The 26,913-nt window shown below is 64.7% G+C and carries 17 protein-coding genes and 7 pseudogenes; 11 read left to right on the top strand and 13 right to left on the bottom strand.

Annotated features, from left to right (window positions below; all coding sequences use genetic code 11):
• Positions 1 to 28: 28 nt before the first annotated feature.
• Positions 29 to 1,598 (bottom strand): annotated as a pseudogene (locus ACSKB8_RS26385) (S10 family peptidase).
• Positions 1,599 to 1,851: 253 nt separating this feature from the next.
• Between ACSKB8_RS26385 and ACSKB8_RS26380 the strand changes: the two are divergent.
• From ACSKB8_RS26380 to ACSKB8_RS26370, 3 genes and pseudogenes are all read left to right on the top strand, one after another.
• Positions 1,852 to 2,630 (top strand): annotated as a pseudogene (locus ACSKB8_RS26380) (NAD kinase).
• A 99-nt stretch (positions 2,631 to 2,729) separates the two neighbouring features.
• Positions 2,730 to 3,276: pseudogene (locus ACSKB8_RS26375) on the top strand (response regulator).
• Between the two features lie 19 nt (positions 3,277 to 3,295).
• Complete coding sequence (locus ACSKB8_RS26370) at positions 3,296 to 3,874, top strand: Hpt domain-containing protein (protein WP_438107400.1); 579 nt, start codon at positions 3,296 to 3,298, stop codon at positions 3,872 to 3,874.
• A gap of 174 nt (positions 3,875 to 4,048) precedes the next feature.
• On the opposite strand, the gene ACSKB8_RS26365 is transcribed toward ACSKB8_RS26370, so the two are convergent.
• The 4 genes from ACSKB8_RS26365 to folE all read right to left on the bottom strand — a co-directional run bounded on the left by ACSKB8_RS26365 (position 4,049) and on the right by folE (position 8,027).
• Entirely contained in the window at positions 4,049 to 5,224 is a 1,176-nt protein-coding gene (locus ACSKB8_RS26365) for a DUF2336 domain-containing protein (RefSeq protein ID WP_438107398.1), read from the bottom strand.
• A gap of 357 nt (positions 5,225 to 5,581) precedes the next feature.
• On the bottom strand, positions 5,582 to 6,643 hold the full coding sequence (locus ACSKB8_RS26360; protein WP_438110683.1) for a lytic transglycosylase domain-containing protein: 1,062 nt from the start codon (positions 6,641 to 6,643) through the stop codon (positions 5,582 to 5,584).
• Positions 6,644 to 6,827: 184 nt separating this feature from the next.
• Positions 6,828 to 7,250, bottom strand: a complete 423-nt coding sequence (gene hisI, locus ACSKB8_RS26355; RefSeq protein ID WP_370985564.1) for a phosphoribosyl-AMP cyclohydrolase — start codon at positions 7,248 to 7,250, stop codon at positions 6,828 to 6,830.
• Between the two features lie 84 nt (positions 7,251 to 7,334).
• Positions 7,335 to 8,027: a GTP cyclohydrolase I FolE gene (gene folE, locus ACSKB8_RS26350; protein ID WP_091889368.1), complete on the bottom strand. Its 693-nt coding sequence runs from the start codon at positions 8,025 to 8,027 to the stop codon at positions 7,335 to 7,337.
• Positions 8,028 to 8,261: 234 nt separating this feature from the next.
• On the opposite strand from folE, the gene ACSKB8_RS26345 reads away from it, so the two are divergent.
• Positions 8,262 to 8,717, top strand: a complete 456-nt coding sequence (locus ACSKB8_RS26345; protein WP_091889370.1) for an iron-sulfur cluster assembly scaffold protein — start codon at positions 8,262 to 8,264, stop codon at positions 8,715 to 8,717.
• Positions 8,718 to 8,872: 155 nt separating this feature from the next.
• On the opposite strand, the gene ACSKB8_RS26340 is transcribed toward ACSKB8_RS26345, so the two are convergent.
• Positions 8,873 to 9,778, bottom strand: coding sequence for a hypothetical protein (locus tag ACSKB8_RS26340; protein WP_438107395.1), 906 nt, complete (start codon positions 9,776 to 9,778; stop codon positions 8,873 to 8,875).
• A 248-nt stretch (positions 9,779 to 10,026) separates the two neighbouring features.
• On the opposite strand from ACSKB8_RS26340, the gene yidD reads away from it, so the two are divergent.
• Positions 10,027 to 10,365 carry a membrane protein insertion efficiency factor YidD gene (gene yidD / locus ACSKB8_RS26335; RefSeq protein ID WP_091889374.1) on the top strand — a complete coding sequence of 113 codons (339 nt, stop codon included), beginning with the start codon at positions 10,027 to 10,029 and terminating at the stop codon, positions 10,363 to 10,365.
• Between the two features lie 92 nt (positions 10,366 to 10,457).
• On the top strand, positions 10,458 to 10,667 hold the full coding sequence (locus tag ACSKB8_RS26330) for a hypothetical protein (RefSeq protein WP_438107393.1): 210 nt from the start codon (positions 10,458 to 10,460) through the stop codon (positions 10,665 to 10,667).
• On the opposite strand, the gene ACSKB8_RS26325 is transcribed toward ACSKB8_RS26330, so the two are convergent.
• On the bottom strand, positions 10,668 to 11,879 hold the full coding sequence (locus ACSKB8_RS26325) for a hypothetical protein (RefSeq protein WP_438107392.1): 1,212 nt from the start codon (positions 11,877 to 11,879) through the stop codon (positions 10,668 to 10,670). It lies immediately after the preceding gene.
• A gap of 2 nt (positions 11,880 to 11,881) precedes the next feature.
• Positions 11,882 to 13,249, bottom strand: coding sequence for an APC family permease (locus tag ACSKB8_RS26320; protein ID WP_438107390.1), 1,368 nt, complete (start codon positions 13,247 to 13,249; stop codon positions 11,882 to 11,884).
• A gap of 334 nt (positions 13,250 to 13,583) precedes the next feature.
• Here ACSKB8_RS26320 and ACSKB8_RS26315 point away from each other — a divergent pair, with 334 nt between their 5' ends.
• Positions 13,584 to 14,906, top strand: a complete 1,323-nt coding sequence (locus tag ACSKB8_RS26315) for an alpha/beta hydrolase (RefSeq protein ID WP_438110681.1) — start codon at positions 13,584 to 13,586, stop codon at positions 14,904 to 14,906.
• A gap of 40 nt (positions 14,907 to 14,946) precedes the next feature.
• On the opposite strand, the pseudogene ACSKB8_RS26310 reads toward ACSKB8_RS26315, so the two are convergent.
• Both ACSKB8_RS26310 and ACSKB8_RS26305 read right to left on the bottom strand, forming a co-directional pair.
• Positions 14,947 to 15,323 (bottom strand): annotated as a pseudogene (locus tag ACSKB8_RS26310) (hypothetical protein).
• A gap of 90 nt (positions 15,324 to 15,413) precedes the next feature.
• Positions 15,414 to 16,590 (bottom strand): annotated as a pseudogene (locus ACSKB8_RS26305) (MFS transporter).
• Between the two features lie 185 nt (positions 16,591 to 16,775).
• On the opposite strand from ACSKB8_RS26305, the gene thrS reads away from it, so the two are divergent.
• From thrS to ACSKB8_RS26290, 3 genes are all read left to right on the top strand, one after another.
• Positions 16,776 to 18,818: a threonine--tRNA ligase gene (gene thrS / locus ACSKB8_RS26300; protein ID WP_438107388.1), complete on the top strand. Its 2,043-nt coding sequence runs from the start codon at positions 16,776 to 16,778 to the stop codon at positions 18,816 to 18,818.
• Between the two features lie 93 nt (positions 18,819 to 18,911).
• Positions 18,912 to 19,475 carry a nitroreductase family protein gene (locus ACSKB8_RS26295; protein ID WP_438107386.1) on the top strand — a complete coding sequence of 188 codons (564 nt, stop codon included), beginning with the start codon at positions 18,912 to 18,914 and terminating at the stop codon, positions 19,473 to 19,475.
• Between the two features lie 63 nt (positions 19,476 to 19,538).
• Positions 19,539 to 20,807, top strand: coding sequence for a serine hydrolase domain-containing protein (locus ACSKB8_RS26290; RefSeq protein ID WP_438107384.1), 1,269 nt, complete (start codon positions 19,539 to 19,541; stop codon positions 20,805 to 20,807).
• On the opposite strand, the gene ACSKB8_RS26285 is transcribed toward ACSKB8_RS26290, so the two are convergent.
• The 3 genes and pseudogenes from ACSKB8_RS26285 to ACSKB8_RS26275 all read right to left on the bottom strand — a co-directional run bounded on the left by ACSKB8_RS26285 (position 20,793) and on the right by ACSKB8_RS26275 (position 25,633).
• Positions 20,793 to 23,255, bottom strand: coding sequence for a putative bifunctional diguanylate cyclase/phosphodiesterase (locus ACSKB8_RS26285; protein WP_438107382.1), 2,463 nt, complete (start codon positions 23,253 to 23,255; stop codon positions 20,793 to 20,795). The genes ACSKB8_RS26290 and ACSKB8_RS26285 overlap by 15 nt on opposite strands.
• Before the next feature lie 754 nt (positions 23,256 to 24,009).
• Positions 24,010 to 24,204 carry a hypothetical protein gene (locus ACSKB8_RS26280; RefSeq protein WP_130221158.1) on the bottom strand — a complete coding sequence of 65 codons (195 nt, stop codon included), beginning with the start codon at positions 24,202 to 24,204 and terminating at the stop codon, positions 24,010 to 24,012.
• A gap of 342 nt (positions 24,205 to 24,546) precedes the next feature.
• Positions 24,547 to 25,633 (bottom strand): annotated as a pseudogene (locus ACSKB8_RS26275) (hypothetical protein).
• 240 nt (positions 25,634 to 25,873) lie between these two features.
• On the opposite strand from ACSKB8_RS26275, the pseudogene ACSKB8_RS26270 reads away from it, so the two are divergent.
• A pseudogene (locus tag ACSKB8_RS26270) lies at positions 25,874 to 26,913 on the top strand (patatin-like phospholipase family protein).

The following is a 26,913-nucleotide window of genomic DNA, read 5'->3' as shown; positions in this document are numbered from 1 at the left end:
ACCGCTACGCACTTTTCCGGATCATGCTCTATTCCCTGATCAACGTCTCGACCTCACTCCGCATCGACTGCCGCGAACCGTCGCGCGAATAGAACATGTGGCCGCCGGGATAGACGACGAATTTCACGCGTTGCGTGACGAAGGCCGGCAACTGGTCGAGCACTCGCTTCGATCCGAAATAGGGCGTGGCGAGATCGAACAGGCCGTGCGCGACTAACACGTTCAGCTTCGCGTCGGTGGCGAGAATCTGGCGCAGCTCCGACACTGATTGCGGCGGGTTGAGGCCGCGGCCGAAATCCCAGTGCCCCTCGACGCTGCCGTTCAGGACTTCGTAGGACCCGTCCGGCCGCCAGTTGAGCTTGCGTGTCAGCACGTTCGACCGCGGCACTCGTGAGCGGCGCCTGCAGTGCATCGCCGGAGGGGTCGCCAAAGCGCGAGCTGCCGGAATCCGGATAGGGATCGAAGCCGCGCACGGAGCCGTCGTAGCGTCCCGTCACCTTGCCGTTCTTGCGATCGAACTCGCGGCGGAATTCACCGACGTCGAACCGGCCGGCGAGCCTGCGGCTCACCGCCTGGTCGATACCGGTGAGCTCGGCGACCTTGTCGGCGAGCCGGTTGGTCGCCTCCCTGTCCGCCTCGCCCTTGACGAGATCGGCCAGGAATTCGCCGCGCGCATAAGCCTCGACGTCGGCGAGATCGGCGCGCGTGACCGGTCCCTTGGCCTCGCGCGCGACCGCGACATAGCTCGGCAGTGTCGCGACATATTGCAGCAGGCTCGTGCCGGCGAACTCGCGGAAGTCGAACAGCGGCGAGACCAGGATCAATCCCCTGACGCCGACGCCATGCTGGAGCTGCAACTGGCGCACCACCTTCGGTCCGCGAATGCCGCCATAGCTCTCGCCCGCGACGTATTTCGGCGAGGTCAGCCGGTCGTGCTTCTCCAGCCAGCGACGGATCACGAGCGCGATCGAATTGACGTCGCCGTCGACTGAATAGAACGACTTGCGCGCGTCCTCGCCGCTCACAACGAAGCGGCTGTAGCCGGTGCTGATAGGGTCGATGAAGACGAGATCGGTGAAGTCGAGCCAGGTCTCCGCGTTCGGCTTCACCTCGGGCGAGGCCGACGGCGACAGGGCTTCGCCGTCGAGCGGCAGCCGCCACGGCCCCGCGGCGCCGAACTGAAGCCACGCCGAAGACGCGCCGGGCCCGCCGTTGAACAGGAAGGTCACGGGGCGCGTCGCGCGGTCGGCACCATCAAGCTCGTAGGACGTATAAGCGATGTCGGCCAGCGGCTCGCCTTTGCCGTCGAACACCCGGATCGAGCCGGCGGTCGCGGCGAAGTTGAGCGTCCGGCCAGGCAGTTCGAGCGTCTGCCTCGTGGTCGAATCCGGCGGCAGGCGGTGCAACTCGGCCGCCGACGGCGAAGCCGGCGCAGTGCTTTGCGCGCCACCGCCACGCCCGCCCTTCTGTCCGGCTGGCGACGCCGCCTCGGAGCGGGGCTGCGGCGGATCATCCGCGCGCGCCAATCCCGCGAACCCGAAAGCCGAAACCGCCAGCACCAGCATCGCGTGGCGGAGCACCGGCAAACTCAAAACCATGATCGTTCTCCGTGCCCGGCTCTGAAAGCCGGTGCGTGCCGAAAGGCTAGCGCAAAATTGCGTCGGTTTGGGGGACCATCGGTCCGGCGGCAGCTGGAGGAGGCCGACCGGGCTTGAAACGACCCTGTTTTGTCCTGAACCCGGCGGTCGCCCGTTTGCCTTGAAAGGCGGTCCTCCTCGACAATCGAGGCCCAGGTCGTATAGACGAGCCGGGCGGAACTTACTCGAGCCAGCGGCACCTGCCCGGGAAGCCATGACCAAGACCTCGCGATACGACCGGATCGCCTTCGTCGCCAGCCCGAGCAGCGAGGCGCAGTCCGCCTTCGCCCAGCTCACCCGGGACTATGGCAATTGCGACCCCAGGGAAGCCGATGTCGTCGTCGCGCTCGGCGGCGACGGCTTGATGCTCCAGACTCTGCACCAGAACATGCACACGGGAAAGCCGATCTACGGCATGCACCGCGGCACGGTCGGCTTCCTGATGAACGAATACTCGACGCACGATCTGCGCAGGCGGCTCGAGGCGGCGCATGAATCCGAGATCAATCCGCTCCTGATGCGCGCGACCGACGTCAACGACCGCGTCCACCTGCATCACGCCATCAACGAGGTCGCCCTGTTCCGGCAGACCTATCAGGCGGCACGCTTAAGGATCCTGATCGACGAGCGTGAGCGCATGTCCGAGCTGATCGCTGACGGCATCTTGGTGGCGACGCCGGCGGGATCGACGGCCTACAACCTGTCCGCCCAGGGGCCGATCCTGCCGATCAACGCCGCGATGCTGGCGCTGACGCCGATCAGCGCCTTCCGCCCGCGCCGCTGGCGCGGCGCGCTGCTGCCCAACACCGCCTATGTCGTGATCGAGGTGCTCGAGGGCGACAAGCGCCCGTCGCGGCGGTCGCCGACCACGACGAGGTGCGCGACGTCCTCCGGGTCGAGGTCCTCTCCGACAAGACCATCTCGATGCGGATGCTGTTCGACCCCGGTCACAGCCTGGAAGAGCGGATTCTGCGCGAACAGTTCGGCTACTGAGCCGCGCCGGCCAGCCCCGTCCGGAGAGCCGATCGCAACCCTTCATTAACCCCCGCCACGATATGGTTAACGAAGGTTGACCGCTTTGGCCCGGGCGTCATGTTCCGTATCGACTTCAACAAGCTGCGCTTCCTCGTCTGCGACGACAATCCGCACATGCGCCGCATCCTGCGGACGCTGCTGCATTCGTTCGGCGCACGCGAAGTCTACGAGGCCGAGGACGGCGCCACGGCGCTGGAAATGTACAGCCATTACGTGCCCGACATCGTCATCACCGACTGGGCGATGCCGATCTTCGACGGGCTCGAGCTCGCGCAGATGATCCGCCAGCCGGAGTTCGAAGGGTAATCCCTACGCGCCGATCATCATGCTGACCGGCCATTCCGAGAAGCGTCGCGTCACGGTCGCGCGCGATGCCGGCGTCACCGAATTCCTGGCCAAGCCGATCTCGGCCAAGGGGCTCTATCAGCGCATCCTCAACGTGGTCGCCAATCCCCGCCCCTTCATCAAGACCAAGACCTACTTCGGCCCGGACCGGCGCCGCAACACCAACTCCGCCTATATGGGCCCGGAACGCCGCGTCGGCGAAAAGCACGAGGTGCTCCAGCAGCCCTCGTTGCTCGACAAGGCCCGCTCCTCCATCTAGCGCACACGAGGCAGGCATCATGGCGAAGAACAGCGCAAAGGACATCGAGGTCACGGCCTTCGCCACGCATCACGTCATCAGGCAGCCCAATCCCTTGCGAAAGGTGCTGCGCCGGGTCGAAGAAAAGGACATGGACGATCCGGTCGCCCGCGCCGAGCAGGCGCTGGCGGGCCTGTCCGGCGAATTCAGGAACTGGATGACGATCGAGGTCCAGAGACTGTCCGCCGCCTGGACCGCCGTGCAGCGGGATGGCTTCACCAAGAAGCTGCGCGACGAGCTGTTCCACGCCGCGCACGACATCAAGGGCGATGCGGCGACGTTCGGCTTTCCTTCGGCAGCGGGAATCGCCGAGAGCCTGTGCCGCGTCATCGAGCATGCGCCGGATCTTTCGAAGGTGCCGGCCGAGCTGTTCACGCACCACATCAACGCGATCCTCGCCATCCTGCACGAGAACACCAGGCTCGACAGCATCAGCGTCTCCGCCGAGCTCAGCCGGCGCCTGCGCAAGGTCGCCGACGAATATCTCGCCCACGTCAACCGCGACCGCCCCGAGCACCTCGAGGTGATCCTGGCGCCAAGCATCGCGCCGACGGAGTAAGGGCTCAGCTCCTTCGTCTCGCAATGACGGAGTTTGGGGCTTCGACTCCGCTCTATCGACACGATCAGAATCGTAGGGTGGGCAAAGCGGAGCGTGCCCACCAATCTAACATCAACTGCGCAGATAAATGGTGGGCACGGCGCTGTGCGCCTTTGCCCACCCTACGGCGTCTCGTTACGCCGCGATCAGATCGTCGTACACCGGATCGATCATATCATCCGCGACGAGCTCGTCGCAGAACAGTCGTGCCTCTTCGCGCGCGGACTCGGTGGCGAAGCGGCGGAGCAGGACCATCAGCGGTTCGGTGGCGCCGCGGTCCGTCTCGCAATGAGTGAGCACGCGCTCGACCATGCGCCGGCGCAGCCGCGCCGCACCATCATCACTGTCGACGAAGCCCTGCTCGTGGCAGGCATCGAGCGCGACCTGGAATGCCGCGAATGTCGCCTCGGGCAGCCCCGCGCGGCGGAGCAGCGCGTGCAGGCTGTTGCCGCCACGGTCGTGCAGCAGCGCCGAGACGCGCGCCAACGGCAGATCGGCGAGTTCAGCGAGCGCCGCATCGAACAGGTCGAGATTGCTCGACAGCAGCGCCCGCAGAATCAGACCCGCGGTGAGCTGGCCGGTGATGCGCAGGTGCCGCACCAGGCCCTGCATGTCCTCGCCACGCGAGCGCGCCGCGATGTTCATGGTGGAGCGATCGCGCGCCTCGATCGTGATGCGCTCGGCACGGTCGGCACTCAGCCAGTTCCGGGCCACGACGAACTGCGCAAGGGTCTCGGAAAGCTTGGTCACCAGCGCCGCGCGCGTTGCGGCCGGCAGATCCTCCAGCACCAGCATCGCCTCGCGGATCGCGGCGAGATGGCCGTGGCGCTCGACGATGCGATTCCAGGAGAACGGCGCGAGCTCGGCATGGGGATTTTCGATCAGCTCCAGCGCCGCAGCCGCGCAGCCGACCTCGGCGATGGCGGCGCAGACCGAGACCGGCAGCGCGATACGGCGGGCGACCGCGCATTGCACCTCGTCATTGCCGGTGGCGACGATGTCGACGAGATCGGCATCGATCAGCAGCGGAGAATGTTCGAGCACGGACAGCGCAACCGTCGGCTGATCCGCCGACAGCGCCCGCACGATCGCGGCCGGCGCCTCGGTGCTGCGCGCAAAGGCCTCGGCCATCGCCTGCCGCACCAGCGGCGAGGGATCGTCGAGCAACATCAAGAGCGCGCCTTCGGCGGCGACGCGATCGTCATGAGAAAGGTCCGAGATCAGCCAGGCCCGGGCCAACGCCCGCGTCGCCTCGGCCCGCTCGCCGGCGGACGCCGTCCTGATCCAATTAATGAACTGCCGAACAATCATGGTGCTTCCGGCTTACGCAACGAAAACGAAAAATGGTGACGGCTTGTCACCTGCAACACAAAATAAACCACGACGCTTAACAAAGCGTTCACCATAACTGGCTGGTTTTATTGACGTTTTGTTAAGGGAACAAAGGCCGCGGCGTCCGGGACGCGAGAGAGCGCTAGCCCTCGCCCACGCTCCGTCATTGCGAGCGCAGCGAAGCAATCCAGAAATGTATCCACGGTGAGATTCTGGATTGCTTCGCTGCGCTCGCAATGACGGTGTTGACGCAGTTGCGCACAAAGATCTGGATTTCGTGCACGGACGCAGCGCGGCGCGTCCGGGACGCGAGCGATTTATTCTTCGATCAGTGAGTTAGCTCGAGAAGGTGCCGCTGCGATCGCTGAAGAGATCGAGCGGCTGCGGCGGCCGCACGTCCGGCATCGCGGATGCGACCGAGGTGAGTGAGGCGTTGTTGCCCCACAATTTCTGCACGGTGGTCGAGACCGGCTGCGTGACGTCGCCGGGCTGATAGATCGAACGAAACACCGGCGTGCTCGGCGCATTGTCCGCGAGCGTCGTTGGCGACGTCGCACTGACGGGCGTCACGGCGCGAGTATTCGGGAAGGTCTGGAGATAAGCGGCGTTGTCGATGACCGGCGCAGCGGGCTGCACGCCATTCGCGCTCGCGACCTGCGTTGTCGAGGGCGTATCGCCATACATCGCAATCGCGCTGCGGGTCACTTTCGAATTGGCCGCGCTGGCATAGCGCGCGTCGAGCACCGAATAGACTTCGGAGACGCTGCGGGCGCGGCCGTCTTTGGCGTAGAAAATCGAGCGGTTGGCGGCGGCCGCATTGGGAAACAGCCGGGCGCCGACCGCTTGCGGATTGTCCTCGGCATTGGCGATCAGTTTCGCGGCGCCGCCGACGCCCATGAAATGGGCCATGTAGAGTTCGCTGTCGCTCGGCCTGCGCCCGAGCAAGCCGGTGAGCTTGAAGCTGTTCGACTGCGTCAGCGCCGCGGCCATGCCGGAAGCAGCGTCCGGATCGTCGCGCAGCTTCATGATCGACCGCTTCATCACGGGATCATCGACGGTGTAGGTGCCCGACGAGGTCCTGGTGATGGCGTCGGCATAGCTGCCATAGCCTAGTTGGGTGCCGGCCTCCTTCACGGTGCCAAGCCAGGTCTGGTCGATGAATTGGTAGAGCCCGTGCGCGGACGAGGTGGTGGCGCCGGCCGTCGGATCGAAATCCGATTCCATCTTGGCAGTGGTCAACATGTACTGGAAGCTGACGCCGGAGATATTGGAGGCCTGCTTGATCGCGCCGGCAACGCGCGCCCGCGACGGATCGAGACCGGCCGTCTGCGTCGCACTGAAATTGTCGACCGACATGATGAAGTGCCCGCCCCGCGCGGCGTTGAGCGACGCCGGCAATTCGGCGCCCTGTCGTCTCACCGTGGGACAGGTATGGTTAATGCCGGGTTAATTCTGGGGTCGCCCCTTCCCCGAGTCATTCCGGAGCGCACCGCAGGTGCGAGCCCGGAATCGATTCCACCGCGCGTTATGCCGTACGATGGATTCCGGGCTCGCGCTACGCGCGCCCCGGAATGACAGCTTGCTATTTCTTATAGACCGCGTCCGGATCGAACAGCCGCTCCGCATCGACGAAGACGAGCTTGGCGCCGCCGTCCTCTCCCTCCACCTTGCGATAGAAGCAGGACCTGCGCCCGGTGTGGCACGCCGCGCCGATCTGCTCGACGCGGATCCAAATCGCGTCCTGGTCGCAATCGGTGCGCATCTCGACAACGCGCTGGGTCTGACCCGATGTCTCACCTTTTCGCCACAAGGCATTGCGCGAGCGGCTGAAGTACCAAGCCTCGCCGGTCGCGATCGTCTTGCGCAGCGCCTCCTCATTCATGTGCGCGACCATGAGCACATCGCCCGTGGCAACATCGGTCGCGACGCAGGTCACGAGACCGCTCGCGTCGAACTTGGGCAGGAAGGCGAGACCTTCCTCGATCTCATGGGAGTGAGCGGACACGGGACCCTCGCTCGAGCATGATCCGGAAAAGTGTGAAGCGGTTTTCCGAAAAGATCATGCTCAAAAAAATAAGGCCTTGCGAGGTCAGCGCGTCGTGCCTCGCACCAGGGACAGGAAACGGGCCTGCTCCGCGGGATTGTCGCGGAACATGCCGGTGAAGCGGCTGGTGAAGGTGGAAGCACCATGCTTGGCGACGCCGCGCACCGACATACAGGTATGCTCGGCCTCGATCAGCACCGCAACGCCGCGCGGCTTGAGAATCTCGTCGATGGCGGCCGCGATCTGGGCCGTCAGATGCTCCTGGGTCTGGAGCCGGCGGGCGAAGATATCAGTCAGGCGCGCGAGCTTGGACAGGCCGACCACGCGTTCCACCGGCGTATAGGCGATGTGCGCCTTGCCATAGAACGGCATCATGTGATGCTCGCATTGCGAGGTGAATTCGATGTCGCGGACCAGGACGAAATCATCATAGCCCGCCGTCTCGCCAAAGGTGCGGTCGAGCACCTCGGCCGGGCACTGGTGATAGCCCTGATAGAGCTCGTCGAAGGCCTCGACCACGCGGCGCGGGGTGTCGAGCAGGCCTTCGCGCTCAGTGTTCTCGCCGATATAGGCGAGCAGCGTCTTCACCGCCGCTTCCGCCTCGGCGCGCGCCGGGCGCGGCTGGTCGGCGCGGACGGCGACCGCGAGGAATTCGGCAGGATCAAGCTCGGCAGGGCGGCTCTCGGGCTGCCGATCGGAAGGCTTGTTGGGGCGGATGGATTTGATCGTGGCGTCCATATCGACTCCGTTCGACGGCCTTGCGGCCGGAGTGTCACCGGCAGACGGGGCGGCAAGCCGCCGGACGCCTGAACAGAATAATTGAACCTGGTGGAAAAGATCCTCTCCACCAACGTCGGCCGCATGGTCTGGGCCACCCCGCTGGACTATTTTTCCGCCGGTTCCGCCCCTATATAGGACCGTGGACGGCGCGCGCCAAGGCCGATCCGGTGCGGAAGTGTTGGACTCCATCACATGCTGAACGACATCTACAACAAGCGGATCATCGAACTGGCCGGGAATATTCCGCGCCTCGGGCGGCTGTCGGACCCCGATGCCTCCGCCACTGCCCACTCCAAGCTGTGTGGCTCGACCGTGAAGGTCGACCTCAAGATGAACGGGGATACTGTCACGGACTTCGCCCATGACGTGAAGGCCTGTGCCCTCGGACAAGCCTCTTCATCCATCATGGCAAGTCACGTGGTCGGCTCGACTGCGAGCGAACTCCGTGAGTTACGCGAAACCGTTCGCAAGATGCTGAAGGAGAACGGTGCGCCTCCTCAAGGCAAATGGGAAGAGATCAAGTTCCTCGAGCCGGTCCGCGACTACAAGGCGCGGCATGCCTCGACGCTCCTGACCTTCGATGCGGTGGTCGATGCCATCGGCCAGATCGAGGCCAAGGCGAAGCAGCCGGCAGCGGCGCAGGGCTGAACCCTCTCCGTCATCCCGGGACAATGCCACCGGGTCCGGGCTATTGTCCGGCCCGACGACAGCTTCCGCATCGAACCCGAGATCCAGAGATTGCCGATCGAGCTTCCGGGTTCGCGCTGACGCGCGCCCCGGAATAACCCATCAAAATATGTCGCTTACTTCTGCGTCGCCGCCGCGGCTGGTGTGGCCACGCCGCCGGCGGTCGGCGCCAAGGCTTCCGCGGTCTTGGTCGACTTGGCAGGCTGCTGCGGTTCCGTGCCAAACCTGGCCTGCGTCTTCGGTGCAAGCTCCGCCATCGCCGGTGCAGAGATGTCCACATGCGGTAGCACGTCGGCCACGAGGTCCGTCGTCACGAGATTGGTGAGCTTAAGCTCACCGGCGTCGAGCTCGTGCAAATCTTCCCACGGCGGCACGCTGAGCGCGAGCGACAGCAGATCGCCGGCGCCGCCCATGTCGAAGGTGTATTTGGCCAGCCGGCCGATGTCGCGTTCCACGATCATCAGGTCCTGCGCGCTGTAGCTGGCGGCCTTCGCATCGTCGGCGCGATCGCCCATCCAGATCTGATGAACGCGGACATGGGCGGCTTCCGGCACGTAGCGCTTCTTGCCGGCCAGCAGCAGGAACACGCACATGGATTCGCAATAGGCCCCGGACGCGACCGCCGGACGGGCGCCTTGCCCGCCGCGGTTCTGAAGGCTGATGCCGACCGTGGTCAGAAGTCCGAGATTACGGAAGCGCCGGCCGAGCGTGATCGCATCGTTGACCGAACCGCCGCTGGAATCGAGCACCACGGTGGCGCCGCCGAGCTGGCGTCCACGAGAAAATTCCTCGAAATCCTTTGGCGTATCGGCGGTGATGATGCCGACTGCGCTGACCCAGCCGCGGCAGTTCGGCTCACAGGCCACCCAGCTGAACTTCATCGGCAGCTTGCGCTCTTCGAGCGCAGCACCGGCTCGCGCTGACGACCCGAATGTCGCGACGGCGCCAGCCAACGCGACTCCACAGACGGCGGTTCCCACTAGCAACCAGCCGCGAAGATTAAGGGAGTTCAGAAGTTTCAATCTGGTTCCTTCCCCAAGCCCCAAAGGTCCCCAAACAATCCCCGGTAGCGCCCTCTGAGTCCATCATACAGGCGTATGTTTCTACACACGGGCGTCATAAAAATGGTATCCGGGCGAATACAGCTCGTCCACAGATACTTGCTGCACTGCTCCCAGAAAGCAGGCAAAATATGGCGCGCAAACAACAGCTTACTGTTCCCTGCGTTGGAACCGAGCAATCCGTCGCTTAACATTGCAGCAAAGCGCACATGAAGCATTCAGCCTGCGAGCACTGTTCCAATCCCGTCGCGGGCGCGCTCCGGCTCCCGCGCAGATTCGGCCGCGCTCTGATCTGGCTCTACCGCCATACGCTCTCGCCGCTGGTCGGTTACAATTGCCGGCACCTGCCGACCTGCTCCGTCTATGGTGACGAAGCGATCGAACGGTTCGGACTCTGGGCCGGCGGCTGGATGACGCTTGCGCGCCTATTGCGCTGCAATCCCTTCGGCACCTCAGGTATCGACAACGTACCGCTCACCGCACCGCAAGGCGCGCGCTGGTACCTGCCCTGGCGCTACGGCCGTTGGCGCGGGGTCAACGCGTCCTAAGCTGCTGCGGTGCTTTGCGCATCGCTGTCTTGACTGGAACCGGAACTCTCAGCTCGCGTTGATGTGATGCTCCCATAGGGGAGGAAACAACAATGCGCTGGAAAATCAGCCCTCATTTTCCGTTCAGGCTTAAGCCAAGTCCTGGCTCCAGGCGGCACCACGACTCCAGAACCATGGATCTGCTCGCAATCGTCGCCCTGCTGGCGCTCGTGCTCGGCTCCGGCTGGTACCTGGCGACGAGCCTCGCAACGCCGCCAAGCACGACGGCGTTCATCGTGCCGAGCCAGACCGTGCACTGGTAGCTAGCGGAACCAGAAAAAGCGTCCGGACTGCGGCGGGATCGACTCCGGCGGACGTAGCCGCTTCGGCCGTGGCGGCTTTGGCGCCGGCTCGGCGGACGAAGTGGTCTCCGCCGGCGTGGTCTCGCTGCCTGGCACCTTCACCGACAGCAGCAGGTTCGACTCGTGCGTCCGCCAGCGATAGCCCATGCCGAAATCGATCGGTTGGGCGCGCGTGAACAGTTCGGCGTAGCGCTCCTGGTAGCGGCCTGCGAATTCATCGATCGGACCGAGATAACGGCCGAACGGGAAGAACCGCCATTGCCGCGCGCTGTAGTTCGCGAGCGGAATGCCGGAATCGTCCTGGATGATGGTGGCACTGTTGGCGAGGAGCCAATCGCGCACGACGGTGAAATTGCCGGAATGCAGCAGATAGGATGCGCTCTTGAGCAGGCTGTTGCCGGGGCCGAGCGTCTCGCAGAATTTCAGGAAGCCGGTCGCGCGTGCACCCGAATTGGAAAGATCAGTCGAGAAATAATACAGCGTGCGCGCTTCCCCATCGCTGCCGGCGAAGGTGATGCGGACGCCGCGCGTCGCGTTCGGTCCCGGATTGTCGCCGGCCGTATGCACCCCGCCCTTATCGTCGAGCGCGATCATCTCGACGTTGCGGATGGTCTTGCCGGAGCGCGCTAGGAAGACATAGAGGATCGGCAGCGTGCCGTTGACCTGATTGGCGTGCAGGTCGACCTTCATCTGCTTGGTGATGAAGAACGAAAAGCTCAGGATCGAGCCGAGCGAGCGCTCGACGTTGTAGAGCGCAGCGCCGACCGAACTGCGCGGCAGCCGCGTCAGGTCGGGCACCGCCCCCACCGGTTCGAGCGCGCCGAGCACGTAGGTACTGGCCTTGGCATAGAAGGCGTTGGCGTAGAGGAAATCCGGGCCACTGAACATGTAGAACATGGTTGGGCGGGGCGCGGCGAGATTGACATCAGCCCATGTGCGAATCTTGGAGAGCTGCCGCTGCTCGAGCTGGGCGAAGGCGCCGTCGAAGAATTTCGCATGACGCTGCCAGCCCGGATCCTTCGTGAGCGGCACCAGCGGCGAGTCCGCCGAAGGCTGCATGCCTGCAAGGAAGCGCGCGGTGTCGTCGAAGGTGACCTCGGCGGCACGTGCGGACGAGACGGCCGCAGCCAGCAAGGCAAGAGCGATGGCTGCAATTTTCACGGATCGAAGCATGTCTATTCGCGATGTGATGAATTGCCAGCGGCGACCGGCCGCCTGCGGAAAGCAACATAAATCAGCAGGCCCGAGAGCATGACGAGCATCCCCGACAGCGACTGCACCGGCCGCTCGGTCAACAGGTAGTACATCATGAACGCGGTCACGAGCAGGAAAACCAGTGGCGTGAACGGGTATCCCCAGGCGCGAAAGGGCCGCGGCAAATCGGGATCGGTGATGCGAAGCTTGATCACGCCGGCGACGGTGAAGAAGGAGCAGAACAGCAGCGCGAACTGGATGAAGTCGAGCACCGCCTCGAAGCTGCGCGTGAACAGCAGCAGATTGGCGACAGCGAGCTGGAACAGGATGGCATAGGCCGGCGCACCGTTCGCCGACCTCTGCGAGAACACGCGCAGCGCCGGAATGTCCTCGCCCATCGTCATCATCACGCGCGGGCCGATCCACATCATCGCGCTGATCGAGGAGATCAGACCGACACAGATCATCGCGCCGACGATCCGGCCACCGAGGCCGCCGAAGATGGCGCTGCCGGCGACGCTGGCGACGTCGAGCTGGCCGGCCAGCGCGTTGACCGGCGTCGAGTAGAGGAACACCGCGTTCAGCGCGACGTAGAGCACGAGCACGATCAGCGTGCCCGCGAGCAACGCGCGCGGCAGGCTTCGCTGCGGCGTGTTCATCTCGCCGATGATGTAGGTCGCGGCATTCCAGCCCGAGAACGAGTACATCACGAAGACGAGCCCGATCGCGAACGGCGCGCTGACGATGTGGGCGAGATCGCCCGGCTGCGGCATGAAGGTGATCTGCTGTGGCACGCCGATGACGAAGCCGGCCACCAGGAAGGCGACGATCAACACGACCTTCAGAATCGTCGAGATCAACTGGAAGGTCGAGGAGTGCCTGACGCCGGTCAGTTGCACGAGCGAAACCAGCCACACCACGCCGATGGCAAGCGGGATCGGCGGCAGCTCGGGCACGACCGATTTGGCATATTCGCCGAACGCCATTGCGGCGAGCGCGACCGGCGCTGCAAATCCCACCGTCGCCGAGACCCAGCCGGCGAGAAAGCCGAAGGCGGGATGATAGGCGCGGCCGAGGAAATTGTACTCGCCGCTCGAGCGCGGAAACATCGCGCCCAATTCGCTGTAGGAGAACACCCCGCACAGCGCGACGATGCCGCCGATCGTCCAGAGCAGCAGGATCGAGAAGCCGGACGGGATGTCCTTGACCTGGAAGCCGAGGCTGGTGAAGACGCCAACCCCGATCATGTCGGCAACGACAATGGCGGTTGCGACCAGGACGGAGATACCCGACCCGCCTCCGGTCAGCCGGCCAGTCCAGGGCGCGGTACCCGCATCTGATGCTGTCATCGGGTCCTCAAGCCTCAGGCGTCTCGCCCCATGGGGAGCATCGTGCAGATTGGTCAGTCAATTCAAGCAGGGTTAACAAGGGTTAAATGAGGCAGGCGAACCGGGGTATCTTGACACCGCTTATGCATGGTTCTGGGCAATAAACCAGCGCAAACCCCGGACAATCCCGTTCTCATCCCCCACAATCACGACACGATTGCATGGTCCCTTTGAGCGTTCCGGATGTGGGGAAGTTTCACCGGACGCTTAACGTGGCCTAAACGCCAGTCGGCTCAATTGTTTCAAGATTGCCGGTGGACGTGACTTGATGGACGTGACTTGGGGTCATGGGTGGATGGTCGGGGCCGTTCCGAAATTGAGAGCTGACACTCGTGCAGACCGGACGATGTCCGGCGCGCGCGGTCGCGTGCTCCGGGTCGGCCTGATCTCAGCCTTGGTACCGATGTCGCTGACGCTGGTTCAATGCGGCAAGGCGCCCAATCCGGCGGCGCTCGCGGCGAACTCGCAGGCCAACGTGCAGGTGGTCGCCAAGACAAATACGCAGGTGGCAAGCGGCGACACGTTCGAGGATCGCTTCCCTGCCCCGCAGTTCACGGAGCGCTTCCCGTCGGCGAGCGAGAGTTTCCTGCAACGGCAGATGTCGGACTTCTCGCCCAAGCGCGCCGTCCAGCAGCCGCAACCTGAGCAGGCGCCCTACAAGGTCGCTTCGCTCGAACCGCAGATCCCCTACAAGCGTCCGCCCCGCGAGGATCTGACGACGCTCGTCAGCATGAAGTCGTCGGCCTTTCCCTATTTCGGCAACAACCCCGCCTCCGACGCGCCCTTCCTCAACATCTCCAAAGGCGACCGCCGCGGCCACCGCAGCTATTCGGGGCGCGTCTACTGGCAGGACGAAACCTACAGCGACAGCCGCGTGCTGGTGCACGTCCCCGAGCATTTCGACGTCCGCAAGCCGGGTGTGATCGTGGTGTTCTTCCATGGCAATGGCGCCACGCTCGAGCGTGACGTGCGCGACCGCCAGCTGGTACCGAAACAGATCACCGATTCCGGCGCCAACGCCATCCTGCTTGCGCCGCAGATGGCGGTTGATGCCGCCGATTCCAGCGCCGGCAAGTTCTGGCAGGCGGGCGGCCTCAAGCGCTTCATGGAGGAATCGGCCAACCACCTCGCCCGCCTGACCGGCGATCCCAACAGCGCGCGGGCCTTCGCCAACATGCCGATCGTGATCGTCGGCTACAGCGGCGGCTTCCTGCCGACGGCCTGGAGCCTGGAGGTCGGCGGCATCAGCGACCGCGTCCGCGGCGTCGTGCTGCTCGACGCGGTCTATGGCGAAATGGACAAGTTCGCGTCCTGGATCGAGAGCCACCGTTCCGGCTTCTTCGTCAGTGCCTACACCCGCTACACCGCGCGGCGCGACCGCGAGCTGATGAGCATGCTGAGGCAGAAGGGCATCAGCGTCTCGGAAGACATGGACGGGCCATTGCGGCCCGGCAGCGTGGTGTTCGTCGAGACTGGCGAGGGCATCACTCATCGCGATTACGTGACGAGGGCCTGGACGCGGGATCCGCTCAAGGACGTCCTGGTGAAGATGTCGGCGACGCCCGCGCTTGCGCTGATGCGCGTCGCCTCCACCAATCCATCCGCATCGAGCCGTTAAACGGACGTGACCGTGGCGCGCTGAGGGCCCGGTCTATCGCTTAGGTTTTCGGCAGCTTCGGAATGCTCTCGGCAAAGCCGTTGAAGCAGGCCAGCCGCTCGTCCTCTTCCTTGAAGAAACGGCAGTCTGCGTAACCCTTGGCCTTCGCCGGCTTCGGCTTCGGCGCCGGCGGGATCACGGCGTCGTAGCAGTTGAGACGGTCCTTGGTGCCGTCATCGATTTCGAGGCAGGCCTGGAGCCGCGCCGCGATCGATTGCGGCTTGCCCTTCGCCGCCGCGGCGGGCTTTGCCGCCGCCTCCTTCGTCGCTTTGGGCTTGACCTGCACCAGCGGCTTGTCCCCCACCATCGGTGGCTTGTCGGCTTGCGCGAACGCGGAGGCTGATAGAGCACCGCGGCAACCGCCAAAATCATCCTCATCTCAGTCAACTCTCTCTGGTCCCCATGATGGGCGTTCTAGCGCTCTCCCGCGCGGTTTGCCAAGCATCTTGCGCACGGAAGCCGCGGGATTCAGGCCATCACGGCGGCAGCCGACCTGGGGCGGGTCAACAGCACCAGGAGCAGCGCCAACACGACGAAACCGACCGCGACGAAGCCGAGCGTGTGCAGGAGCTCGCGGGCGAACAGCAATCCGCCGATGGCCGAGCCAACCGCCTGACCGATATAGAGCACGGACGTGTTGAGCGCGACGGTCGCCGATGCCAGCGACGGCGCGGCCGCGACCAGCCGGACCTGCTGCATCGAATTGGTCGAGGCAAAGCCAAGGCCCCAGACCGCGACCGCGCCCGCCATCAATGCGAACGTGCCGGCGCCAAGCGCCCAGCCGGTGATGCCCGCAAGCAGCAGGCAGGTGAACAGCACCGAGGTGCGATAAGGGCCCGAGGTGTCGACGATGCGGGTCGCGATGGCGACGCCGAGGAAGCCGCAGACGCCGTAGAGCGCGAACACCATGCCGATGGCATCGGGTCCGGCGCCGGTGAGCTTGTTGAGCAGCGGGCCCATGAAGGTGAACACCACGAACTGCCCGGACATTTGCAGCATGGTGACCGCAAGCAGGAGCAGAATTGTCTTGCTGCGGCCGACCTCGGCCCAGGTCCTGATATCCACTGGCGCGCCCTTCAGGCCTGCCGGCAGGCGCAGCAGGCAGCAACAGGAAGCTGATGCAGCCGAGCGCGCCGATCTCGCCATAGGCAGCGCGCCAGCCATAGCGGCTGGCGATGAAGGTGATCAGCGGCAGGCCGACGGCGGCAGCGAGCGACCAGCCGAGGAAGATGTAGGCGATGGTGCTGCCGCGCCGTTCCGCCGGCACGATCAGCGCCGCGGTGCCGGCGGCCTGCGGCGTATAGAGCCCGCCGACCGCGAGCATCACCAGACGGATGGCAAGGAGGCTCGCATAGTCGGGCACAAATGCCGAGGCGAGATTGCCGACGGCGAGCACGGCCAGCGTGATCGTGAGCAGCGTCCGCCGTTCGATGCGGCTGGTGAGCCAGGCCGTCAGCGGCGAGCCGATGCACAGCGTGATCGCGCCAAAGGTGATCAGGAGCCCGGCCGCATGGATGCTGACGTCGAGCCCGGTTGCCAATTCCGGCAACATACCCGCCGGCGCCAGCACCGAGCAGCCGGTGACGATATTGCCGAGCATCAGGGCGGTTGGCGCGAAGCGGCGGGCAGCAGGCGATCTTTCCATGCAAGTGCATGTAGAGCAGAGCTGCGGTCGATTAAAGGGCGCGCTCTGAAATAGTTGGTGCACCGTCCCAGCTTTTGCGCGCCACTTTCTTGGAATTGCCGGATTGCGCAGGCCGAATCGCCTGATATATCGCTCGTTCCCGCTTACCTGCGCTCGTTCGCAGGAGTGAGCCTCAGGAGAAAAGCATGACCGACCAGCCAAAATCCGAATCCGGATTCCAGTACAGCCTCTCCAATCTGAAGCCCGTGTCTCCCGCCCCCAAGGTCACCCTCACCTTCCCAGACGGCGCCCAGCGCCAGTTCGACAAGGGCATCACCGGCCTCGATATCGCCAAGGGCATCTCGCCGTCGCTCGCCAAACGCACGGTCGCGATGGCGCTCGACGGCGCGCTTGCCGATCTCAATGACCCGATCGAGGCCGACGCGAAGATCGAGCTCGTCAACCGCGAGGATCCCCGCGCGCTCGAGCTGATCCGCCACGACTGCGCGCACGTGCTGGCCGAAGCCGTGCAATCGCTGTGGCCGGGCACCCAGGTCACCATCGGCCCGGTGATCGAGAACGGCTTCTACTACGACTTCTTCCGCAACGAGCCGTTCACCCCGGAAGATTTTGCCGCGATCGAGAAAAAGATGCGCGAGATCATCGCGCGCGACAAACCTTTCACCAAAGAGGTTTGGGATCGCGAGAAGACCAAACAGGTGTTCCGCGACAAGGGCGAAGCCTTCAAGGTCGAGTTGGTCGACGCCATTCCCGGCAACGAGCCGATCAAGATCTACTACCAGGGCGACTGGTTCGATCTCTGCCGCGGCCCGCACATGACCTCGACCGGCAAGGTCGGCAATGCCTTCAAGCTGATGAAGGTGGCCGGCGCCTATTGGCGCGGCGACAGCAACAACCCGATGCTGACCCGCATCTACGGCACCGCCTTCGCCAAGCAGGAGGACCTCGACGCCTACCTCAAGCAGATCGAGGAAGCCGAGAAGCGCGACCACCGCAAGCTCGGACGCGAGCTCGACCTCTTCCATTTCCAGGAGGAAGGTCCGGGTGTCGTGTTCTGGCATCCGAAGGGTTGGACCATCTTCCAGCAGCTGATTGCCTATATGCGGCGCCGCCTGACCGGCGACTACAGCGAGGTCAACGCGCCGCAGATCCTCGACAAGGTGCTGTGGGAGACCTCGGGCCATTGGGGCTGGTATCGCGAAAACATGTTCGCGGCGCAGTCCGCCGGTGACGAGGCCGAGGACAAGCGCTGGTTTGCGCTCAAGCCCATGAATTGCCCCGGTCACGTACAGATCTTCAAGCACGGCCTGAAGAGCTATCGCGACCTGCCATTGCGCCTCGCCGAGTTCGGCGTGGTGCATCGCTATGAGCCGTCGGGCGCCATGCACGGGTTGATGCGCGTGCGCGGCTTCACCCAGGACGACGCGCACATCTTCTGCACCGAGGACCAGCTCGCCGAGGAATGCCTGAAGATCAACGACCTGATCCTGTCGACTTACGCCGATTTCGGCTTCACCGGCGATCTTACCGTCAAGCTGTCGACCCGGCCGGAGAAACGCGTCGGCACCGATGCGATGTGGGATCATGCCGAGCGGGTGATGGCGACTGTGCTGCGCGAGATCCAGTCGCAGAACAATCACATCAAGACCGAGATCAATCCGGGCGAAGGCGCCTTCTACGGCCCGAAGTTCGAATATGTGCTGCGCGACGCCATCGGCCGCGACTGGCAGTGCGGCACCACGCAGGTCGACTTCAACCTGCCGGAGCGTTTCGGCGCGTTCTACATCGACCATGACGGCGGCAAGAAACCGCCGGTGATGGTGCACCGCGCGATCTGTGGCTCGATGGAGCGCTATATCGGCATCCTGATCGAGCACTATGCCGGCAACTTCCCGCTCTGGCTCTCGCCGGTGCAGGTGGTGGTCACCACCATCACCTCGGAGGCCGACGAATACGCCAAGCAGGTCGTCGAGCAGGCGCGGCGCGCAGGCCTTCGGGTCGAGATCGACCTGCGGAACGAAAAGATCAACTACAAGGTCCGCGAGCACTCGCTGGCCAAGATCCCGGCTCTGCTCGTGGTCGGCAAGAAGGAAGCCGAGACGCATTCGGTCTCGGTCCGCCGGCTCGGCAGCGACGGCCAGAAGGTGATGACGACGCAGGAGGCGATCGCCGCCCTCCTCGACGAGGCGACCCCGCCGGACGTGCAGCGGGCGCGTGGCGCCGTCTGAGCCCTGAAATCGATCTAAATTCGCTTCCGGATGCGGGCGTGCATACCTATCTCGGGTCTGTACGTCCGCCGACCAGTTGAAGAGGATATCGCAGTGCCAGATGCCATCGAACTCCTGAAAACCCGCCGCTCGGTCAAGCCGCGCGAGATGACCGGACCCGGCCCCTCCGCAGCCGAGCTCGAGACCATCCTCACCATCGGTGCGCGCGTGCCGGACCATGGCAAGCTGACGCCCTGGCGCTTCATCATTTTCGAGGGCGATGCCCGCCAGCGCGCCGGCGAGGTGATCGCAAAAGTCTTCGCCCGGAAGAACCCAGGCGCGCCTGCCGCCGACGTCGAGACCGAGCGCAAGCGCCTCACCGACGCGCCGCTCGTGATCGGCATCGTCAGCTTCACCAAGCCGCATCCGAAGGTGCCGGCCTTCGAGCAGGAATTGTCGGCCGGCGCCAGCGCCATGAACATCGTCACGGCCGCCACCGCCCTCGGCTACGGCGCCTGCTGGCTGACCGGCTGGTTCGCCTTCGATCGCGACGTGCTTGACGGCCTCGGCCTCAAGCCGGACGAAAAGCTCGCCGGCTTCGTCCACATCGGTACGCCGACCAAGCCGAGCGAAGACCGTCCGCGACCGTTCCTTTCGGAAATCGTGACGCGTTTTTAAGCGATGTTTTGTTGACGCCTTCAGCGTCTTCCGGCTTTCATCCCGCCCAGGGAGGAAGCCCGGATGAGACGCCGTGAATTTCTGGTCGGGGCTACGCTGCTGGCCAGCACCATGGCGCGAGGCCGCTCCGCCGACATTCCCGCTCCAACGCCCGATGGCCTCGACCGCATCACGGCATTCTTCGACAACGAGGTGACGAGCGGCCGCCTGCCGGGCGCCGTCATCCTGGTCCAGCAGCACGGCAAGCCGGTCTACCTCAAGACGTTCGGCGTGCGCGACGTCACGACCGGCCTTGCCATGACGCCGGACACGATCTTCGCCATCCACTCGATGACCAAGCCGATCACGTGCCTCGGCGCGATGATGCTGATCGACGAGGGCAAGCTCGCACTTGCTGACCCCGTGTCGAAATACGTCCCGCTCTTTGCCGACACCAAGGTAGGCCTCGAGATCACTAAGCCGGACGGCAAGCTGGAGCTCGATCTCGTGCCGCCGGTCCGTCCCGTCAGCATCGAGGATCTGCTGCGGCACACCTCGGGCATCAGCTACGATTACATCGGCGGCAAATGGGTCGAGCAGGCCTACAAGGCTGCCGATATTTTCGAGGGTCAATTCAACAACAGGGAATTCGCCGATCGTATCGCGAAATTGCCGCTGGCGCGGCAGCCGGGAACGTTGTGGCGCTACGGTCATTCCACCGACGTGCTCGGCAGCATCATCGAGATCATCTCGGGCCAGACGCTGTACCAATTCCTGAAAGCACGCATCTTGGATCCGCTCGGCATGAGCAGCACCAAATTCGCGCTGGCGACGGAGGACGAGCTGGCGCGGATGGCGCGGCCATTGCCGAACGATTTCATCCTGCTCGCCGCCGAACGCGAGCGCCTCGACCATCCCGAATGGCAGTCGGGCGGCGGCGGGCTGCTCTCGACCATCACCGATTATCAGCGCTTCGCGCAGATGCTGCTCAACGGCGGCGAGTTCGCGGGCAAGCGTTATCTGAGCCCTGCTGCGTTCAAGGCCATGACCACCGATCACATCGGACCCGGATCCGGCGTTGGACGCGACTATTTCTATTTCCCCGGCGACGGTTTTGGCTATGGCTACGGCCTTGCGGTGCGCACCGATCCCGGCAACGCGAAACCGCCGCCGCCTGGCTCGATCGGCGAGTTGAAATGGGACAGCGGCAGCGGCACCTATTTCGGCGTCGATCCCAAGCTCGACATGGTCTACCTCATGATGCAACAGACTCAGAGTGAGCGCGGCCGCATCACGCCGGCGTTCAAAGCACTGGTCTACGATTGCTACCCGCCTCCGCTACGCCGCCCGTGAGGCGCGCTGGCCGAAATCGGCGAGCAGCTTTCCGATCTCGGCGGCGGGCCGCGCCGCGCTGAACAGGAAGCCTTGCACCTCGTTGCAGCCTTCGGCGCGCAGCCAGTCGAGCTGATCCTCGGTCTCGACGCCTTCCGCCGTGGTGGTGATGTTGAGGCTGCGGCCGAGACCGGAGATCGCGCGCACGATCGCGCTGCAATCGGGCCGCTGCGCCAGATCCTTGACGAAGGAACGGTCGATCTTGATCTTGTCAAAGGGGAAGCTGCGCAAGTAGCTCAGGCTGGAATAGCCGGTGCCGAAATCATCCATGGAGATGCCGACGCCGAGTTCGCGCAACTGATGCAGCGTGGCGAGATTGGATTCGGTCTCCGCCAGGAAGATCGACTCGGTGATCTCGAGCTCGAGCCGCCTCGGCGACAGGCCGGACTGCGCCAGGGCCGATATCACGACCTGAAGCAGGTTGCGGCTGCGGAATTGCGCCGGCGACAGATTGACCGCGACCTTGATGTCGACAGGCCATTTCACGGCCTCGGCGCAGGCCTCGCGCAGCACCCATTCGCCGAGCTGCGAGATCAGACCGATGTCCTCGGCGACCGGAATGAACTCGGCGGGCGAGATCATGCCCTTGTCCGGGTGCCGCCAGCGCAAGAGCGATTCGAATCCGGAGATGCGGTCGGAGGCGATCGACACCAGCGGTTGGTAGTGCAGCTCGAACTCGCCATTGGCAAAGGCGCGGCGCAGGTCGAGCTCCATGTCGCGGCGCCTCTGCGCCTGGAGGTCCATCTCGCGCTCGAAGAAATGGTGCACACCGCCGCCGTCGGACTTGGCCCGGTACAGCGCCATGTCGGCGTTGCGCATCAACTCCTCGGACGTCGTGCCGTCACCCGGTGACAGCGCGATGCCGATGCTTGCGCCGATCACCATCTCCTGGCCGTCGATCTCATAGCGCGCCTTCAACATGTCGATCAGCAAAGTCGCGCAAGCGCTGGCCTCGTTCGGCGAGACGTCGGCCGCCAGGATAACGGCGAACTCGTCGCCGCCGAGCCGGGCCGCGAGATTGGCACCGCGAACGGCGGTGGTCAGGCGTTCGGCGACTTGCTTGAGCAGGCGGTCGCCCGCCGGATGCCCGAAGGAATCGTTGATGTTCTTGAACAGGTCGAGATCGATGTAGAGCACGCCGACCCGCTTTCCGCCGGCCTGCTCGAGCGCCTGCTTCAGCCGCTGCTGGAAATATTCGCGGTTCGTCAGGTCGGTGAGCCCGTCATGATGGGCCATGTGGGCGATCCGCGCCTCGGCCTTGCGTCGCTCGGTGATGTCGACCACCGCGACCAGATAACCGTCGCGATCGTCGAAGGCGACGCGGCGGCCGAAGGTGAGCACCTCGATTTCGCTGCCGTCGGCGCGTAAGTGCCGCCAGTTGCGCGAGGAATGATAGGCATCGCCGACGCGTTCGAGCGCCTCGGCGTGGCTCTCCCACTCGTCCTCGGGCCAGATCTCGTGCAGCTTCATGCGCAGGAAGGTGGCGCGGCTGTAACCGTAATGCTGGACCGCGGCGTCGTTGACGCTGAGGAACTGCTTGGTCTCGGCATCGAACACCCACATCGGCATCGGGTTATTGTCGAACAGCAGGCGGAACGAGGCGTCACGCCGCTTCAACGCGGTGACGTCGGAGATCGTGAGCGAGACCACGTCGGCGAAGGCGGTGGCGCCGAGGCGGAGGTGTTGTCCGTCGCACTCGATCTCGAGCTGCTCGCCGCGGCCGCCCGAGACGGCCTTGAGCAGGAAATCCATGATCTCGGGTGCGGCCAGCAGCGTGCTCCCCTCACCGACCCTCCGCCACAGCAGGCTCCCGGTCGCGGCCTTCAGCAGCGCGCCTGCGCTCTTGTTGTGGTGCACGATCTGGAGATCGAACGGCTTGCTGCTTGCGTCGCGCAGCGTTGCCAGCGACACCACGGCGTCGTCGGTCGCGGAGAAAATCGCATCCAGAAGATTATATTGCGTGCCGCGCTCGTTGATGTAGGCGCCGACCAGCGTCGCGCCCCAGCGCGAGGCGGTCGGCAGCGCCAGCACGTCGTAGGTCCTGACCATGCCGTCGCGCACGCAATGCGCGCTGGCGTGATGCGGCTGCCCCGTTGCGAGCGCGATCGCCGCCGCTTCCGTCAGCGCCGTGGCGCAATCGGGCGACAGCTCTGCGACGGCAATGTCCCAGCGCTCCTCGCCGAGCCATTTCTGCACATAACGTCCGCTGCGCGACAGTTCGAGCGCGCCGTCACCCCTGAGCAGCGCGATGTGATCGGCGAGCCGTCCGAGGCTGCCGAGCATCACGTCCTCATAGCGCGGCAGCCGTTCGCCCGGCTTCAACGCGGCACGCCATTTGCGTTGAAGCACCGGGATGTCATCGAACATTTCGGCGGCCGGTTTTCCCGACACTTTCTTCGCGGCACTCATGGCAGTCCCCAACGCACTATCCCGGCGCATCCAATGCAGCTGCGCTTAACGGCGTGTAAAGAGCGCACAGGCGCAGGGCCCGTTCGGTGATTATGACAGTTTTAAGTCAGATGTTGGTTAGTCGGCGTTAGAGACTATGACGGTTGTGTTTTCGAAGCGTGCTGTGAGTTGGCAACGGCGTCGGCGCAACTGCATCAACGTCGTCATTGCGAGCGCAGCGAAGCAATCCAGAATCTTTCCGCGGAGGCAGTCTGGATTGCTTCGTCGCAAGGGCTCCTCGCAATGACGGAGTGTGTGGCGATAGCGAGAGACTCTCTCGTGTCCCGGACGCACTGCAACGCGCGAGCGTTGCTGCGCAGAGCCGGGACCCAGCAAGCCAAGCATTCGCTGATGCATAGGCCCCGGCTCTGCAGCCCACCGCTGAAGAAGCGCTGCGTCCGGGGCACGAGACGTGGTGTTGGCGCGCACAGCTGCATCAACGTCGTCATTGCGAGCGCAGCGAAGCAATCCAGAATCCCTCCGAGGAGGCAAGTCCGGATTGCTTCGTCGCATCAGCGCAAAATTGCTTTGCAATTTTGTCGCGAGCTCCTCGCAATGACGGAATATGTGGATGGCAACGTCGCTCGTCTAACGCACATCTTCATCGCAGACACACCCGCGTATCCTCGCCCGACAGGCAACGCAAGGTCTTGTAGCCCGAATGGAGCGCAGCGTAATCCGCGCTACGAATTCAGAGCAAGCGGCTCACCCGCCGCTAATCCTCGCTCGAGGCGGCGGAGCGGTCGTTCAGATGGGCCTGCGACAGCAGGAAGAACAGCGCGCGCTCGCCGTGATATTTGGCGGACGGGCGCGTGCGCTCGAACCCGTCCGCAAATATCTTGCCGGACTGGTCGCACACCTGCCATCGCCAGCCAAACCGCTTGCGCCTCGTTAGGACCACTTCGAACATCCCGACCGGCTGGGCCCCCTGCTCATTGCCGCTGGCGCAGCCGTCGATGGTCTGCGCATCCGGCTCACCTGGACCGATGCGACATATAACCCAGCGGGATGGAAAGAGAATAAAATTGATGATCGGAATCGGGCATCGTCCACCGGCGTGGTGAACTCACGTGGTTTTCCGGGATAAGGCGCCGATGGCGGGTTTCTTCGCGCCTTGAGACGCGGCTTGGGCGCTGTCGCAGAGGTAACAGGAGATGGTGTGCTTGTGCGCCATGTGAGAAGCGGAGGATCCCGAGGCACGAAGCCCAGCATCCGGACCAGACCACCACCGGGCGGCATCGCCGCCGAGGCATCACCGCGCGACGACCTCGACTTCGCCGTCGACGCCGTTCACGACGTTGAAGCCGCGCTCGTAGACCTTGCCCTCGTTCTTGGCGATGGCGCGGTATTCGCCTTCAGAGAGCACGACGCGCGGAAAGGCGCCGATCGATTCCTTGATGACGTCGCCGCCCGGGGTCAGCACCGACCAGGCGGTGTTGGCGAGCGCCTCTCCGCCCCTGTCGCTGACGAGCTTGAGCGTGATGACGGCAGCGCGGTGGGTGATGGTGACGTCGGTGAGTTTGCCGGCCTGGACGCGGATGTCCGAGCGCACCACCGAATTGGCATCGCCATAGTTGGAGACGATGTAGTAGGTGCCCTCCGGTATCAGCACGACGTCGCCGGCGGCGACGTTCGGCACCAGGGAGGCGCGCTCGCCGGATTCGAACTGGCTGCCCTTGTAGATCGCGAACGAGATCTGGTTCTGCGGGATGCGGCTGGTGCCGACCCGGCCTTCGATGCGCAGGCCGCCGGCCGGCAGCACAAAGGATTCGCGGTCGGTCTCGGCCTTCAGGCTGACGGTACGCACTGCACTGACGAGCCCGAAGGCGACGTGCACGACGTAAGTGCCCGGCGGCAGCACGATGTTGGGCGTGGCGTTGCGCTCCTCGCGGATCAGCTTGAAGGTGCCGTTCTCGTCGGGACGATCGGCGAATACGCGCCAGACCAAGCCGCTGGTGATCGCGGGAGAATCCTTGCCGTATTTCGCGGTCAGCGACAGCACGCCCTGACCGGGCGCCGCCGCGTTGAGCGGCGCGGCCGGCGGCACGGTGGTGACCGCGGGCGGCGGCATGCTGGGCGTAACCGGCTGCGCCAGGGTCGGCGGCAGGCTCGGGCGCCGGCGCCCGGCCCGGATGGCGGTGCCAGATTGATGGCGCCGCCGGGATCCGGCACCGATGCAGGGGGCACCGGCGGCGGCCGATCGGAGAAAGCTGCGCCTGCGCGGCGTTTTGGCCAAGGAAAACCGGGCCGAGGGACACGAGGCACGCGGCAAGGATCAGCGCCGGCAGCAGCCGAACGCTGCGCCGCCATCCGATGATGCCGTCACCCCCGCGAGTCATGCCCCTGCTTTTCACCGAAAACGCGGCAAATTCAAGCCTCAGGAACCCGATCGAATACGGTCATTGGAACCCGGTTGACGCCTGCGTGATTAGTCCCGAAGCAACCGTCCATCGCCATACTCCTGCCCTGTGCGCTTCCCAAAGCGGCATAAACCATGCTTCGCCGCGGTTCTGGCGGAGCGCCAGTGTGGCGCCTAGTCTGGTGATACGGGCCTGGCCCCGGCGTAGGGGAGTTTTTCAGTGCTGGACATCTTGAAGGGTCGGGGCGCGAACGGCTCAAACGGCGAGAAAGTTGGCGAGAAAGTTGGCTTGGGCAGCATCCGCCGGCCGGTCATCGGCCTTGCCCTCGGGGGCGGCGCGGCGCGCGGCTTCGCCCATATCGGCATCATCAGGACCCTGCTCGCCAATGGCATCGTGCCTGACGTCGTGGTCGGCACCTCGATCGGCGCCGTGGTCGGCGGCGCCTATGCTGCCGGCCAGCTCGATACGCTGGAAGAATGGGGCGCAGCCTGCAGGGCATGCGCAACATCCTCGGCTATCTCGACATCCGCCTCAATGGCTCCGGCCTGATCGGTGGCGAGAAGCTGGCGACCCGGCTCGAGGAAGCCGTCGGCCAGACCCTGATCGAGGACCTCTCAGCCAAATTCGCCAGCGTGGCGACCGAGGTGCGCACCGGCCACGAGATCTGGCTGACGCGCGGCCGCGTGGTCGATGCGATGCGCGCCTCCTATGCGCTGCCGGGCATCTTCTCGCCCGTGCTGATCGGCGACCGCTGGCTGGTCGACGGCGCGCTGGTCAATCCGGTGCCGGTCTCGGCCGCCCGCGCGCTCGGCGCCGAAATCGTCATCGCCGCAAATCTTTCCAGCGACATCTTCACCCATTCCACGACGATCTATTCGCACGGCGCGATGCCCACTCCGGTGGCGCCGGTGGCCGAGGAGACGACGACCAAACGGCGCTTCCCCCGGCTGTTCTCGCCCGAGAAGACCATGAAGCGCGAGTTCTTTGGCGGTGGCGGACGCCCCGGCATCTCCTCGGTGATGGTGGATGCGTTCAACATCATGCAGGACCGCATCACCCGCGCCCGTCTCGCCGGCGATCCGCCCGACATGCTGATCACGCCACGGGTCGGCCAATTCGGCTGGTTCGACTTCCACCGCGCCGAGGATCTGATCGCGCACGGCGTGCGCGCCGCTGAGCGCGCGTTGGACTCGATTCAGGAAGCGATCCACGTGCTGGCGCCGCCGCCTGAAGGCGCAGCGCCGACAGTACACGAGTGA

This window comes from Bradyrhizobium sp. BR 1432, assembly GCF_051547705.1.
Taxonomy (GTDB): domain Bacteria; phylum Pseudomonadota; class Alphaproteobacteria; order Rhizobiales; family Xanthobacteraceae; genus Bradyrhizobium; species Bradyrhizobium zhanjiangense.
This window is presented reverse-complemented; position numbering and strand designations above follow the sequence as displayed.

Excerpts from the sequence above, each read along its gene's own strand:
- ACSKB8_RS26370 (WP_438107400.1), top strand. The coding sequence starts at position 3,296 with ATGGCGAAGAACAGCGCAAAGGACATCGAGGTCACGGCCTTCGCCACG.
- ACSKB8_RS26365 (WP_438107398.1), bottom strand. The coding sequence starts at position 5,224 with ATGATTGTTCGGCAGTTCATTAATTGGATCAGGACGGCGTCCGCCGGC.
- folE (WP_091889368.1), bottom strand. The coding sequence starts at position 8,027 with ATGGACGCCACGATCAAATCCATCCGCCCCAACAAGCCTTCCGATCGG.
- ACSKB8_RS26345 (WP_091889370.1), top strand. The coding sequence starts at position 8,262 with ATGCTGAACGACATCTACAACAAGCGGATCATCGAACTGGCCGGGAAT.
- yidD (WP_091889374.1), top strand. The coding sequence starts at position 10,027 with ATGAAGCATTCAGCCTGCGAGCACTGTTCCAATCCCGTCGCGGGCGCG.
- ACSKB8_RS26330 (WP_438107393.1), top strand. The coding sequence starts at position 10,458 with ATGCGCTGGAAAATCAGCCCTCATTTTCCGTTCAGGCTTAAGCCAAGT.
- ACSKB8_RS26325 (WP_438107392.1), bottom strand. The coding sequence starts at position 11,879 with ATGCTTCGATCCGTGAAAATTGCAGCCATCGCTCTTGCCTTGCTGGCT.
- ACSKB8_RS26320 (WP_438107390.1), bottom strand. The coding sequence starts at position 13,249 with ATGACAGCATCAGATGCGGGTACCGCGCCCTGGACTGGCCGGCTGACC.
- ACSKB8_RS26315 (WP_438110681.1), top strand. The coding sequence starts at position 13,584 with ATGGTCGGGGCCGTTCCGAAATTGAGAGCTGACACTCGTGCAGACCGG.
- thrS (WP_438107388.1), top strand. The coding sequence starts at position 16,776 with ATGACCGACCAGCCAAAATCCGAATCCGGATTCCAGTACAGCCTCTCC.
- ACSKB8_RS26290 (WP_438107384.1), top strand. The coding sequence starts at position 19,539 with ATGAGACGCCGTGAATTTCTGGTCGGGGCTACGCTGCTGGCCAGCACC.
- ACSKB8_RS26285 (WP_438107382.1), bottom strand. The coding sequence starts at position 23,255 with ATGAGTGCCGCGAAGAAAGTGTCGGGAAAACCGGCCGCCGAAATGTTC.
- ACSKB8_RS26280 (WP_130221158.1), bottom strand. The coding sequence starts at position 24,204 with ATGTTCGAAGTGGTCCTAACGAGGCGCAAGCGGTTTGGCTGGCGATGG.